The sequence below is a fragment of the Methylobacterium sp. WL120 genome (assembly GCF_008039465.1).
Classification (GTDB): Bacteria; Pseudomonadota; Alphaproteobacteria; order Rhizobiales; family Beijerinckiaceae; genus Methylobacterium; species Methylobacterium cerastii.
In genome coordinates this window covers 19320-32301 of sequence record NZ_VRUT01000007.1, presented here as the reverse complement: position 1 = coordinate 32301, position 12982 = coordinate 19320, and the positions used below count along the sequence as shown (strand labels likewise).

Genomic DNA, 12982 nt, shown 5'->3' with positions numbered 1-12982 from the left:
CTCGGGCGACATCCGAACGAGCCGTCGTCCCGTGTCTCCGCCTTCGATCAACCGCTCGGGCCCCTTAAACGGCTCGGAGGGCTTGGCGCCGGGCGATCTCGCGAACCGAACCGGCCCGGAACTCATCGTGCATCTGCATGTCCGGGCCTCATTCAAGCTGAAGGGCCCGTAATGCCTCTCTACGAGCACGTATTCCTGGCACGCCAGGACGTGACGTCCCAGCAGGTCGAGACGATGATCGAGACCTACAAGGGCGTCATCGAACAGAACGGCGGACGTTTCGAGAAGATCGAGATGTGGGGCGTCAAGTCCCTCGCCTACCGGATCAAGAAGAACCGCAAGGCGCACTTCACCCTGCTCAACATCGACGCCCCCCCGGCCGCCATGGCCGAGATGGAGCGCCAGATGCAGATCTCGGAAGACGTGCTCCGCTTCATGACCATCCGCGTGGAAGAGCTCGAGCACGAGCCGTCCGCGATGATGCAGAAGCGCGACCGCGACGACCGCAAGGATCGTGAGCGCGGCCGTCGTCGCGACGACGAGGGCTTCGGTGGTGGTGGCGGCGGCGGCTTCGGCGGCGACCGCGACCGTGGGGATCGCGGCGATCGCGGCGACCGGCCCGAGCGCAACTTCGGCGGGGAGAACTAAGCCATGGCATTCGGTGCAAGTGCTGGTGGAGCCGCCGGCGGCGGTGGCCGTCGTCCGTTCTTCCGTCGTCGCAAGACCTGCCCCTTCTCCGGCGCCAACGCGCCGAAGATCGACTACAAGGACGTGAAGCTGCTGTCGCGTTACGTCTCGGAGCGCGGCAAGATCGTCCCGTCCCGCATCACCGCGGTCTCGGCCAAGAAGCAGCGCGAGCTCGCCCAGGCGATCAAGCGCTCGCGCTTCCTCGGCCTGCTCCCCTACGTCATCAAGTAGGCTTTTCGCGAAGGTCGCCGGTCCGGTCTACCGAGCCGGCGGCCTCGATTCCCGGGCGGCGGACATCCCCGCCGCCCGATCGTTGGGGCGCTTCCTGCCTCTAACCCCGCCCGCATTTCGAGCGCGGCGGCGGGACAGCGGATTTCATGGTTCAGAACCTCGGCATCGGTATCGGCGCGGGCCTCGTCTCGGCACTCCTGTTCGGAATGCTGCTGAAGGCCACCCCGCTCGCGATCGTCCTCTACCTCCTGGCGCCCCTGCCGATCCTCATCGTGGGTCTCGGCTGGAATTCGCGCGCCGCGCTCGCGGCGGCCGCCTCCGGCAGCCTCGCGCTGGCGCTCGTCGTCTCCCCTTATCTCGGCCTGGGCTTTGCGGCCTACCTCGCGGTGCCGGCCTGGTGGCTGGCCTACCTCGCCCTGCTCGGCCGCCCGAACGCCGACGGCACCCTCGAATGGTATCCGACCGGGCGCCTGCTCGGCTGGACCGGTGCGACGGCGGCGCTCGCCTTCATCGCCATCGCCGTGATGTCGGCGCCGAGCCACGAGGCGTTCGAGGGGCAGCTCAAGGGCTTGGCCGGAACCATCGTCCGCGCCCAGATGCGCGACCTGCCGAGCACGCCGCCAAAACCTGACACGGACAAGCCGGGCGCCGACACGGCCACAGCCGACAAGGCCGAAGCTGGCAAGCCCGGCGAGACCGCCGATGCCGCGCCCGCGGCCGCGGAAGCCCATGCCGAGCTGGTCGACGCGCTGGCCCGCACCGTGCCGGCCTTCGCCGCGAACGGTCTTGCCCTGCTCCTGACCTTCTATCTCTGGGCCTCCGCCCGCATCGTCCAGCTCTCGGGCCGCCTGCCGCGGCCCTGGCCGGACATCCCTGCGACCATCATGCCGCGCACCATGCTCGGCCTGCTGGCGGTGGCGGCGGTCCTCGCCTTCGCGCCGGGCTACGCGGGCGTCCTCGGCACCGCGCTCGTCGGTTCGGTGAGCGCGGTCTTCGCGCTGCAGGGGCTCGCCGCCTTCCACGACCGCAGCCGCGGCCGGCCCGCCCGCGGCATGATGCTGTTCGGCCTCTACCTGATCCTGTTCTTCACGCAGGGCATCGCCCTGATCGTGCTCACCCTGTTCGGCCTCGCCGACACCGCGCTCAACCGCCGCCGTCGACCCGACGGCGCGGCCCCTTGAGACCCCGGCCGGCCCGCAGCGGCGGCCCCACTGAGAGAAGGACGAAGACCATGGAAGTGATCCTGCTTGAGCGCGTCGCCAAGCTCGGCCAGATGGGCGAGACCGTGAACGTGAAGCCGGGCTTCGCCCGCAACTTCCTCCTCGCCCGCGGCAAGGCGCTGCGCGCGACGGAGGGCAACAAGAAGCACTTCGAGACCCAGCGCGCCCAGCTCGAGGCGAAGAACCTCGACCGCAAGAAGGACGCCGAGGCCGTCGCCGAGAAGCTCGACGGCCAGACCTTCGTGCTCATCCGCCAGTCGGGCGAGTCCGGCGTGCTCTACGGCTCGGTCTCCACCCGCGACCTCGCCGAGGTCGTGACCAAGGACGGCTTCACCGTCGAGCGCGGCCAGTTCACCCTGAACCAGCCGATCAAGACGCTCGGCCTGCACGTGGTCCCGGTGGTGCTGCACCCCGAGGTCGACGTGAAGGTCACCGTCAACGTCGCCCGCAGCCCCGAGGAGGCCGAGCGTCAGGCCCGCGGCGAGTCGGTCACCGAGCGCGAGGCGTTCAACCTCGACGACCTCGGCCTGGAAGTCGGCATGGCGCTGGCTGAGGCCGGCGAAGGCGCCGACGACCGCGGCTGATCGCGCCGCCCTCCCGCCTCCTGCGATGGAGACGGAGGGCTGTGGATGGCGGTGACAGCGGGGACGGCGCCCCGAGAGGGTTGACGTGTTCATTGTTTGTTCCAAGATGGACGCCCGTTCCTCGAACCGAGGGGCGGGCGTCCTTGCGTTCCGGGCTACCGTGACGCGGACGTCGGCGGCTAAGCATCGGTCAACCCTACCGGTGCCATGGTCGTCGGATCTTGTTCGGGATGCGGGGCCGGCCCGGCCCGCATCGATTCGGAGCGACCGCCGATGGCCCTGCCCAATGCCCTAGCGGCCAAGCTCGAAGCCGTGCAGGCGGAGTACCGCGTCGCGCCGCACAACATCGACGCGGAGCAGGCGCTGCTCGGCGCGATGCTGGTGAACAACGACGCCTACTACCGCGTCTCGGACTTCCTGCTGCCCGAGCACTTCATGGAAGACGCCCACCAGCAGATCTTCCAGGTGGCGACCTCGCTGATCAAGGCGGGCAAGCTCGCGACCCCGATCACCCTGAAGACCTATCTCGGCGACGCCGACTTCGGCGGCCAGACGGTGATGCAATACCTCGCGCGGCTCGCCGCCGACGCCACCACCGTCATCAACGCCGGCGAGTACGGCCGCACGATCTACGACCTCGCGATCCGCCGCCGGCTGATCACCATCGGCGAGGACCTCGTCAACGGCGCCTACGAGGCGCCCGTCGAGCAGGCGCCGCGCGACCAGATCGAAGAAACGGAGCGGCGGCTCTACGAGCTGGCGGAAGCCGGCCGGTACAGCGGCGGCTTCCAGAAGTTCTCGGACGCGCTGACCACCGCCGTCGACATGGCGGCCAAGGCCTACCAGCGCGAGGGCAAGCTCTCGGGGCTGGCCACGGGGCTCTCCGACCTCGACGCCAAGATGGGCGGACTGCAATCCTCCGACCTGATCATCCTCGCCGGCCGTCCGGCCATGGGCAAGACCTCGCTCGTGACCAACATCGCCTTCAACATCGCAAAGGCCTACCAGGGCGAGAAGCAGGCCGACGGCACGATCAAGACCAAGAACGGCGGCATCGTCGGGTTCTTCTCGCTCGAGATGTCGGCCGAGCAGCTCGCCACCCGCATCATCGCCGAGCAGTCGGGCGTGCCCTCCTACAAGATCCGCCGCGGCGACATCCGGCCGGAGGACTTCTACAAGATCACCGACGCCGCCCGCGACATGCAGACGATCCCGTTCTACATCGACCAGTCCGGCGGCATCTCGATCGCGCAGCTCGCCGCCCGCGCCCGGCGCCTCAAGCGCCAGAAGGGCCTCGACGTGCTGATCGTCGACTACCTGCAGCTGCTCGCCGGCTCCGGCAAGCGCTCGGACAACCGCGTGCAGGAGATGACCGAGATCACCACCGGCATGAAGGCGCTGGCCAAGGAGCTGTCCGTGCCCATCATCGCGCTGTCGCAGCTGTCGCGCCAGGTCGAGAACCGCGACGACAAGCGCCCGCAGCTCTCGGACCTGCGCGAATCCGGCTCGATCGAGCAGGACGCCGACGTGGTGATGTTCGTGTTCCGCGAGGAATACTACGTCAACAACAAGAAGCCCCGCGAGGGCACCGAGGAGTTCTTCGCCTGGGAGGCGGAGATGAACCGCGTCCACGGCAAGGCCGAGGTCATCCTCGGCAAGCAGCGCCACGGCCCGACCGGCACGGTAGAGCTGCAGTTCGACGCCAACATCACCCGGTTCTCGAACCTCGCCCAGAGCGACCGGCTGCCGGACCAGATGTGATAGGCTGTGACCGCGCGAATGGAGGAGGATGACCGTGGCGGCGCCGAGACGCGTGGAGAGCCCGAGATCCGGAACGGCATACGAGGCCGACCTCGCGGCCTGGTCGCTGGAGCAGGCCGCGCACCTGCGCGCGGGCACCTGGGATCGCCTCGATCTCGCGCATCTCGCCGATGAGATCGAAGCCTTGTCCCGCACGGAACACCATGCCCTGACGAGCGCCCTGCGCGTGATCCTGCTTCACCTGCTGAAATGGGATCACCAGCCCCAGCGGCGCACGTGCGGCTGGGCCACCTCGATCAAGACGCAGCGCCTCTCGGTCGCCGAACGGATCGAGGACAGCCCGAGCCTCGTGCCGCTGCTTCCGCAATTCCTGGCTCGCGCCTACCGCCGGGCTCGGATCGAGGCCGCAGGCGAGACCGGCCTCGACGAGTCGGTGTTCCCCGCCGCGTGCCCGTATCCCTACGAGGCGATCATGACCCGCGCGATCGCGTGGCCGCCCGAACCCGAGGTCTCGTAGGCGCTTGCGCTACAGCGTCACCAGCGCACCGGGCTGCTTCACCTCGATCTCGACGAAGGCGATCGGATGGTCCGAGCCGTTCATCACGTCGTGGCGGATGCCGGCCGGGCGACTGTAGGCCTGCCCCGCGGCGAGCGCGGTCTCCCCGACGTTTTCGCCGTCGTGGACCCGGAGCGTCCCGGCCACCAGCATCACCACGAAGTAGGGCCAACCGTGCTCGTGCCAGCCGGTCACCGCGCCGGGGGCGAAGTCCCACCGGGTGATGCGAAGCGTCGCATCGTCCTGCTGAACGGTGGGAATCGCCGGGATCGTGCAGGCGAACGCCATTCTCGGTGATCCTTCCTCGCGGGCCTTCGACGCGCCGACGGCTCCGGCGTCGGCGGGAGCCCAGGCCTTGCAGGCGCCGTGCCTTCCGGCCGCTGGCGCGTTAATGGCATGCCTTGCGGGTCGCCCGCACGCATGGCGAATCGACCGCACGCTTGGCGAAAACCTCGGAGCCCGACGATTTCCCGAGACAGCACCGTGACAGATGCCACCGGGCACGGCGCCCGCCTCACCGTCGATCTCGGCGCCGTCGCGGAGAACTGGCGGCGGCTCGCGGCCGAGGCGCCGGGCCGCGCCTGCGCCGCGGTGGTGAAGGCCGACGCCTACGGCTGCGGCTCCGACGCCGTCGTGCGGGCGCTGTGGACGGCCGGCTGCCGCACGTTCTTCGTCGCGCATCTCGGCGAGGCCGCACGGGTGCGGGATGCGCTGCCGGAGGCTGCGATCTACGTCCTGAACGGGCTGCTGCCCGGCGCGATGCCGGCCTATGCGGCACTGGACCTGCGCCCGGTGCTCGGCTCGGTGCAGGAGCTGTCCGATTGGGCCGCCTTCGGAGGCGGGACGCGGGCCGCCGCGCTGCACGTCGACACCGGCATGAACCGCCTCGGGCTCTCCGTCCCGGACGCGTTGGCGCTCGCCGGCGACCCGCGGATCGCGGCCGCCGGAATCGACCTGATGATGAGCCACCTCATCAGCGCCGAGCTGCCCGGGGAACCCGTCAACGCCCGGCAGATCGCCGACTTCGCACGCGTGCGCGCGGCGTTCCCCGGCATTCCCGGATCGCTCGCGAACTCGTCGGGCGTCTTCCTCGACGGGGCGACGCATCACGACCTGCTGCGCCCGGGCTACGCGCTGTTCGGCGGCAACCCGACGCCCTATCGCGCCGCCAACCCGATGCGGCCGGTGGTGCGGCTGGAGGCGACGATCCTGCAGATCCGCCACGTCGAGGCCGGCGCGCAGGCCGGCTACAACGGGCGGTGGACCGCGCCCGCCCCCCGGCGCCTCGCGACGCTCTCGCTCGGCTACGCCGACGGCTATCCCCGCGCCGCGAGCGGCCGCGGCCATGCGCTCGTTTCCGGCATCCCCTGCCCGATCCTCGGCCTCGTCTCGATGGACCTGATCATCCTCGACGTCACCGAGGCGCCCGAGGCCGCGCGCGGCGGCGTCTCCACGCTGATCGGCGACGCGCTCGACGTCGATACGGTCGGACAAGCCGCGGGCACGATCGGCTACGAGATCCTGACGGGGCTGGGTTCCCGTTACGTTCGCACGTATATCGGGGGCTGACGCCGTCCTCCGCCACGGAGTCGGACCCGCTGATTCGTCGCGAGCGCATGGCAAAGATCCACCAGACCTTCATCTGCCAGGCCTGCGGCGCGGTCTACAACCGCTGGCGCGGGCGCTGCGAGGCCTGCAACGGCTGGAACACGATCGTCGAGGAGACGCCCGGCGGCTCCGGCCCGCAATCGGGACCGGCCGCGACCCGGCCCGGCCGCGCCCGCGGGCGCGTGTTCCCCCTCGAAGGCCTGACCGGCGAGGCCCGCGAGGCGCCGCGCATCCCGTCCGGCATCGGCGAGCTCGACCGCGTCACCGGCGGCGGCTTCGTGCGCGGCTCGGTGATCCTGCTCGGCGGCGATCCCGGCATCGGCAAGTCGACCCTGCTGATGCAGGCCTCGGCCGCCATGGCCAAGACCGGCGAGCGCGTCGCCTACATCTCCGGCGAGGAGGCGGTGGGGCAGGTGCGCCTACGCGCCGAACGCCTCGGGCTGTCGGGCCACCCGGTGGAGCTGGCCGCCGAGACCAACGTCGAGGACATCGTCGAGACCCTGTCGCAGGGGCGCCCGCCCGCGCTCGCGATCATCGACTCGATCCAGACCATGTGGACCGAGACCGTCGAGTCGGCGCCCGGCACGGTCACGCAGGTGCGCTCCTCGGCGCAATCCCTCATCCGCTTCGCCAAGACCACGGGCACGGCCGTGATCCTCGTCGGCCACGTCACCAAGGACGGGCAGATCGCCGGCCCGCGCGTGGTGGAGCACATGGTCGACGCCGTCGCCTCGTTCGAGGGAGACCAGGGCCACCACTTCCGCATCCTGCGGGCGGTGAAGAACCGCTTCGGGCCGACCGACGAGATCGGCGTGTTCGAGATGACCGACATGGGCTTGGCCGAGGTGCCGAACCCCTCCGCCCTGTTCCTGGCCGGCCGAGACCACCAGGCCGCCGGCACCGCGGTCTTCGCCGGAATGGAGGGCACGCGCCCCCTGCTCGTGGAGATCCAGGCGCTGGTCGCGCCCTCGTCGCTCGGCATGCCGCGCCGGGCCGTCGTCGGCTGGGACCCGAACCGGCTCTCGATGGTGCTCGCGGTGCTGGAAGCCCATGGAGGCATCCGGCTGGGCACGCACGACGTCTACCTCAACGTCGCCGGGGGCCTGCGCATCTCCGAGCCTGCGGCGGACCTGGCGGTCGCGGCAGCCCTCGTCTCGTCCCTGTCGGGCGCGGTGCTGCCGCCGGAGACGGTGTATTTCGGCGAGATCGGCCTATCGGGCGCGATCCGGCCGGTGGCGCAGGCCGGCGCACGCCTCAAGGAGGCGCAGAAGCTCGGCTTCGCGAAGGCGATGACCCCGCAGGGGCGCGGCGAGACGGTGGATCGGGCGTTCGCGACGGAGTCGCTGCGCCACATCGCCGACCTCGTGGCCGGAATCGCCGCCAACGGGCCGCGACGGGTCGGCTCAGGCAAGCGCCGCCATGCGGCCCACGACGAAGACGAGGATTAAACGGCCGACCCAGTCCGGTCCTACGAACCATCCGCGCTGGATCGCGGGTTTGGACCAGGGGGCAGAAGCCTGTCTGCAACCGGCGGTTCCGGCGGCCGGCGGTCGCCGCCGAGGGTGACGGCCGAGTTTCACCGCGATATAAAGCGCGCGCGGTCCCAGGGGAGCCGCAGACCGCATCGCTTTCGTCGTGGCATCTCCCCATCCGATCCGAACCCGCAGATGCCGTTTTCCGTCCTCGACCTCGTGGTGCTCGGCATCGTCGTGATCTCCGCGCTGCTGGCGGCCGTCCGCGGCGTCACGCGGGAGGTGCTTGCGATCATCGCCTGGGTCGCCGCCGCCGCGGTGGCGTGGTCGCTCTATCCGATGCTGCTGCCGACGGTGAAGCAGCACGTGACCAGCGACACCGTGGCCCTCGTCGCCTCGATCGCGGCGATCTTCCTCGGCACGCTCATCGTCGTCTCGATCATCACCGTGAAGATCTCCGACGTGGTGCTCGATTCGCGCATCGGCGCGATCGACCGCTCGCTCGGCTTCCTGTTCGGCGCCGCCCGCGGCTTCCTGATCTGCGTGATCGGCTGGGTGTTCCTGTCCTGGCTGGTCCAGGGCAAGGTCCCGACCTGGGCCGCCGAGGCGCGCACCCGCCCGATGCTCGAGAAGTCCGGCGACGCGCTCGTGGCACAGCTGCCCGAGAACCCGGAGGGCTTCCTCAAGCAGTTCAAGAAGCCGAAGGTCGACACCCCGCAGAACGAGCCGGTCGACGCGCCGGCCGAGACCGAGACGCCGGTGGTGCGTCCGACCACCCCGGCCGTGCCCGCGCCGCGGCGCTGAGGCCGCCTCCGCATGCTTATGTCGCCGTGGTCACCCTGACCTGCGTTCGATCCGGCTTGGTTGCGATGCCGCGAGCGCTCAGATAACGCCTTGACGACGGCGCCGCGGGCCGACCGCGCGGATCCGCTCCGGGCGGCCCCTTGCGGCATTCCGGCGGACGGCAACCAGGGATCGACCTCAGGCCATGTCACACCACGCCGCAACCGTGGATTCCGTGTTCGATCCCGAGACCGATGGCGACACGCTCCGCGAGGAATGCGGCGTCTTCGGCATCTTCGGCCATCCCGACGCCTCGGCGATCGTCGCGCTCGGACTGCACGCCCTGCAGCACCGCGGCCAGGAGGCGGCGGGCATCGTCGCCTTCGACGGCGAGGTCTTCCATTCCGAGCGCCGCCCCGGGCTCGTCGGCGATTCGTTCTCGGACGGCGGCACGATCGAGCGGCTGAAGGGCCGTGCCGCGATCGGCCACGTGCGCTACTCGACCACCGGCGGCACCATCCTGCGCAACGTCCAGCCGCTCTTCGCCGAACTCGCTGGCGGCGGGCTGGCGGTGGCGCATAACGGCAACCTCACCAACGCGCTCTCGATCCGCCGCGACCTCGTGCGCGACGGCGCGATCACCCAGTCGACGTCCGACACCGAGGTGATCCTGCACCTGGCTGCGCGCTCGCGGAAACCCCGGATCGTCGAGCGCTTCATCGACGCGCTGCAGGCGATCCAGGGCGCCTACGCCATCGTCGCGCTCACCAACAAGAAGCTGATCGGCGCCCGCGACCCGCTCGGCATCCGCCCGCTGGTGCTCGGCGAACTCGACGGCCGCTACATGCTGGCCTCCGAGACCTGCGCGCTCGACATCATCGGCGCGAAGTTCGTGCGCGACGTCGAGAACGGCGAGGTCGTGGTGATCTCGGAGGACGGCATCGAGTCGATCCGCTTCGCCGACAAGGTGCCGATGCGGCCGTGCATCTTCGAGTACATCTACTTCGCCCGGCCGGATTCGGTGGTGAACGGCAAGAGCGTCTACGCCGTGCGCAAGAACATTGGCGTCGAGCTCGCCCGCGAGGCGGCGGTGCCGGCCGACGTGGTGGTGCCGGTGCCGGATTCCGGCGTGCCCGCGGCCTTGGGCTTCGCGCAGGAGACCGGCATCCCCTTCGAGATGGGGATCATCCGGAACCACTATGTCGGCCGCACCTTCATTCAGCCGACGCAATCGGTGCGCGAGCTCGGCGTGCGGATGAAGCATTCGGCCAACCGCGCAGCGATCGAGGGCAAGCGCATCGTGCTCGTCGACGACAGCCTGGTGCGCGGCACCACCTCGGTGAAGATCGTGCGGATGATGCGCGAGGCCGGCGCGGCGGAGGTGCATTTCCGCATCGCGAGCCCGCCGATCACCTATCCCGACTTCTACGGCATCGACACGCCCGAGCGCGAGAAGCTGCTTGCCGCCACCCACGACCTGGAGGGCATGCGCCGATACATCGGCGCTGACTCGCTGGCCTTCCTGTCGATCCCCGGCCTGTACCGGGCGATGGGGGAGAACGAGCGCGTCGAGGCCTGCCCGCAATACACCGACCATTGCTTCACCGGCGACTACCCGACCGGCCTGACGGACCTGGCCATCGCCGGCCCGAAGCGCCTCGCCATGCTCGCCGAAGCGGATTGACCGTCCACGCATGACCGAAACCAAGACCCTCGACGGCCGCGTCGCCGTCGTCACCGGCGCCTCCCGCGGGATCGGCCGTGCCGCGGCGCTCGCGCTCGCGGAAGCCGGCGCGCACGTCATCGCCGTGGCGCGCACGCAGGGCGCGCTGGAAGAACTCGACGACGCGATCCGCCGGGTTGGGTCGAGCGCGACCCTCGTACCCCTCGATCTCACCGACTACGACGGCATCGACCGGCTCGGCGCGGCGATCAACGACCGCTGGAAGCGCCTCGACATCGTCGTCGGCAACGCCGGCATCCTCGGCAACCTCATGCCGATCGGCCACATCACCCCCAAGGTGTGGGGCCAGGTAATGGACGTCAACGTCACCGCGAACTGGCGGCTGATCCGCTCGCTCGACCCGCTGCTGCGGATGTCGGATGCGGGCCGGGCGATCTTCGTCACCTCCGGGGCGGCTTCCAAGTGCAAGGCCTATTGGGGGCCCTACTCCGTGTCCAAGGCGGCGCTCGAGGCCCTGGTGCGGACCTACGCGGCCGAGAACGCGACCACGGCCGTCAAGGCGATGCTGCTCAATCCCGGACCGTTGCGCACCGACATGCGCCGCGCTGCGATGCCGGGCGAGGACCCGGAGACGCTGCGGACGCCGGAAGACCTCGCGCCGCACTTCGTCCGGCTGGCGAGCCCCGGATCGACGGATTCCGGCACAATCTACGACTTCCCGACCGACCGCATCCTGACCCCGCAAGCGATGCGCTGACGGGTCCGGACGGCGCCCGCACCATTCGGATATCCTGATGATCGACGTGCGCTGCATCTGCGCGATCGGCCAGCGCGGCCAGCTCGGGCTGAACGGCCAGCTCCCCTGGGAGGGCAACACCGATCCGCTCTTCGTCGAGGACGTGACGCGGTTCTTCGCGCTGACCATGGGCCACGTGCTGATCGCCGGCCCGAAGACGGTGGCCTCGGTGCCGGCCTTCGCGTTCGAGGATCGCACCATCGACGTGATCCGCTCGCACGAGGACCCGGAGGCGGTGCTGGCGCGCTATCCCGGCCGCCGCGTCTTCGTCGGCGGCGGCATCGCGGTCTGGAACGTCTACGCCAAGTACATCCAGAACTGGGACGTGACCCGCCTCCCCTACGACGGCGACGCCGACCGCTGGTTCGACCCGGCCTGGCTCGTCGGCGGGGCGCTGCGCGGGTGACGGCATCCTTCGCGGACCCGGCGCGTTTCAGCGGACGTGCCGAACGCGAAGGGATGCGATGACCACCGAGAGCTACCGCTTCGGCATCGAAGAAGAGTACTTCCTGGCCGACGCGGAGACGCGCGGCACGCCGCGGCGCTCGGTCAAGCCGTTCCACGTCGAGGCGGCCGAACGGTTGCCCGAGGCGGGGCGCGAGTTGCTGCAGTGCCAGGTCGAGGTCTGCACGCCACCCGTCACCGATTTCGCCGAAGCAAGAGATTCGCTCGCCCGGCAGCGTGGGGCGCTCGCGGACCTCGCCGCCGAGCACGCGCTTCTGATCTTCGCCGCCGGCACCCATCCGGTGGCCGACTGGTCGCGGCAATTGCCGACCAAGGGCGATCGCTACCGCGGCATCCTGCGCGACGTCGGCTTGGCCGGGCGGCGCAGCCTGATCTGCGGCATGCACGTCCACGTCGAGGTGCCGGACCCGGAGGCGCGCGTCGACCTGATGAACCGGCTGCTGCCGTTCCAGCCGCTGCTGTTCGCGCTCTCGGCCTCCTCGCCGTTCTGGCAGGGCAAGCCGACGGGGCTCACCGCTTATCGCCTCAGCGCCTTCGGCGAGCTGCCGCGCACCGGCCTGCCCGAGCTCTTCGCCGACGCCGCGGCCTACGCGCGCTACGTGCGGATCATGACCGAGGCGGGGTCGATCCAGGATGCGAGCTTCCTGTGGTGGTCGCTGCGGCCCTCGATCAAGTTCCCGACGCTGGAGTTGCGCATCGCCGACAGCTGCACCCGGCTCGCCGACGCGCTGACCATCGCCGCCCTGTTCCGCTGCCTCGTGCGCCTCGTGGTGCGCCGGCCGGACCTCAACGCCGGCCTCGACGGGGTCTCGCGGGCGCTCGCCGACGAGAACCTGTGGCGCACCCAGCGCAGCGGCGTCGGCGCCGAGCTGATCGACGAGACGCGCGAGGCGGCCCTGCCCTTCGCCGACGCACTGGAGGCGGTGCTCGACCTCGTCGCCGAGGATGCGGCGGCTTTAGGCTGCGCGGCCGAGGTCGCCCACGCCCGGACTATCGCCACCGAGGGCACCAGCGCCGACGGCCAGATCGCCGCCTTCGAGGCGGCACGGGAAGCCGGCCTCAACAACCGCCAAGCCCTCGACGCCGTGGTGGATTGGCTGTCTCGAACGACGCGGGGTGCGTGAGCGTGCCGTCG

Annotated in this window: 14 protein-coding genes; 13 read left to right on the top strand and 1 reads right to left on the bottom strand. The window is 70.3% G+C overall.

The window, feature by feature from the left end; all coding sequences use genetic code 11:
- Window positions 1–171 precede the first annotated feature (171 nt).
- From rpsF to FV229_RS02815, 6 genes are all read left to right on the top strand, one after another.
- Window positions 172–648 carry a 30S ribosomal protein S6 gene (gene rpsF / locus FV229_RS02840; RefSeq protein ID WP_147750488.1) on the top strand — a complete coding sequence of 159 codons (477 nt, stop codon included), beginning with the start codon at window positions 172–174 and terminating at the stop codon, window positions 646–648.
- 3 nt (window positions 649–651) lie between these two features.
- Window positions 652–918: a 30S ribosomal protein S18 gene (rpsR, locus tag FV229_RS02835; RefSeq protein WP_147725733.1), complete on the top strand. Its 267-nt coding sequence runs from the start codon at window positions 652–654 to the stop codon at window positions 916–918.
- A 146-nt stretch (window positions 919–1064) separates the two neighbouring features.
- The gene (locus FV229_RS02830; protein WP_147750487.1) at window positions 1065–2099 is read left to right on the top strand and encodes a hypothetical protein; all 1035 of its coding nucleotides are present in this window, start codon (window positions 1065–1067) and stop codon (window positions 2097–2099) included.
- Between the two features lie 50 nt (window positions 2100–2149).
- A complete protein-coding gene (gene rplI, locus FV229_RS02825) occupies window positions 2150–2722 on the top strand; it encodes a 50S ribosomal protein L9 (RefSeq protein ID WP_147750486.1) in 573 nt (190 codons plus the stop codon).
- Window positions 2723–2995: 273 nt separating this feature from the next.
- A complete protein-coding gene (locus tag FV229_RS02820; protein WP_147750485.1) occupies window positions 2996–4483 on the top strand; it encodes a replicative DNA helicase in 1488 nt (495 codons plus the stop codon).
- Between the two features lie 34 nt (window positions 4484–4517).
- A complete protein-coding gene (locus tag FV229_RS02815) occupies window positions 4518–5000 on the top strand; it encodes a DUF29 domain-containing protein (protein WP_246688025.1) in 483 nt (160 codons plus the stop codon).
- 9 nt (window positions 5001–5009) lie between these two features.
- Here the strand turns inward: FV229_RS02815 and FV229_RS02810 are convergent, their stop codons facing one another.
- Entirely contained in the window at window positions 5010–5327 is a 318-nt protein-coding gene (locus FV229_RS02810; protein WP_147750483.1) for a cupin domain-containing protein, read from the bottom strand.
- A 195-nt stretch (window positions 5328–5522) separates the two neighbouring features.
- Between FV229_RS02810 and alr the strand changes: the two genes are divergently transcribed.
- The 7 genes from alr (at window position 5523) to FV229_RS02775 (ending at window position 12971) form a co-directional block, all read left to right on the top strand.
- On the top strand, window positions 5523–6608 hold the full coding sequence (alr, locus tag FV229_RS02805) for an alanine racemase (protein WP_147750482.1): 1086 nt from the start codon (window positions 5523–5525) through the stop codon (window positions 6606–6608).
- A gap of 47 nt (window positions 6609–6655) precedes the next feature.
- Window positions 6656–8095 carry a DNA repair protein RadA gene (radA, locus tag FV229_RS02800; protein WP_147750481.1) on the top strand — a complete coding sequence of 480 codons (1440 nt, stop codon included), beginning with the start codon at window positions 6656–6658 and terminating at the stop codon, window positions 8093–8095.
- Window positions 8096–8314: 219 nt separating this feature from the next.
- Complete coding sequence (locus FV229_RS02795; RefSeq protein ID WP_147750480.1) at window positions 8315–8923, top strand: CvpA family protein; 609 nt, start codon at window positions 8315–8317, stop codon at window positions 8921–8923.
- A gap of 184 nt (window positions 8924–9107) precedes the next feature.
- Entirely contained in the window at window positions 9108–10586 is a 1479-nt protein-coding gene (gene purF / locus FV229_RS02790; protein WP_147750479.1) for an amidophosphoribosyltransferase, read from the top strand.
- 10 nt (window positions 10587–10596) lie between these two features.
- Entirely contained in the window at window positions 10597–11343 is a 747-nt protein-coding gene (locus FV229_RS02785; RefSeq protein ID WP_147750478.1) for an SDR family NAD(P)-dependent oxidoreductase, read from the top strand.
- Between the two features lie 37 nt (window positions 11344–11380).
- Window positions 11381–11788 carry a dihydrofolate reductase gene (locus FV229_RS02780; RefSeq protein WP_147750477.1) on the top strand — a complete coding sequence of 136 codons (408 nt, stop codon included), beginning with the start codon at window positions 11381–11383 and terminating at the stop codon, window positions 11786–11788.
- Between the two features lie 58 nt (window positions 11789–11846).
- Complete coding sequence (locus FV229_RS02775; protein ID WP_147750476.1) at window positions 11847–12971, top strand: carboxylate-amine ligase; 1125 nt, start codon at window positions 11847–11849, stop codon at window positions 12969–12971.
- Window positions 12972–12982 lie beyond the last annotated feature (11 nt).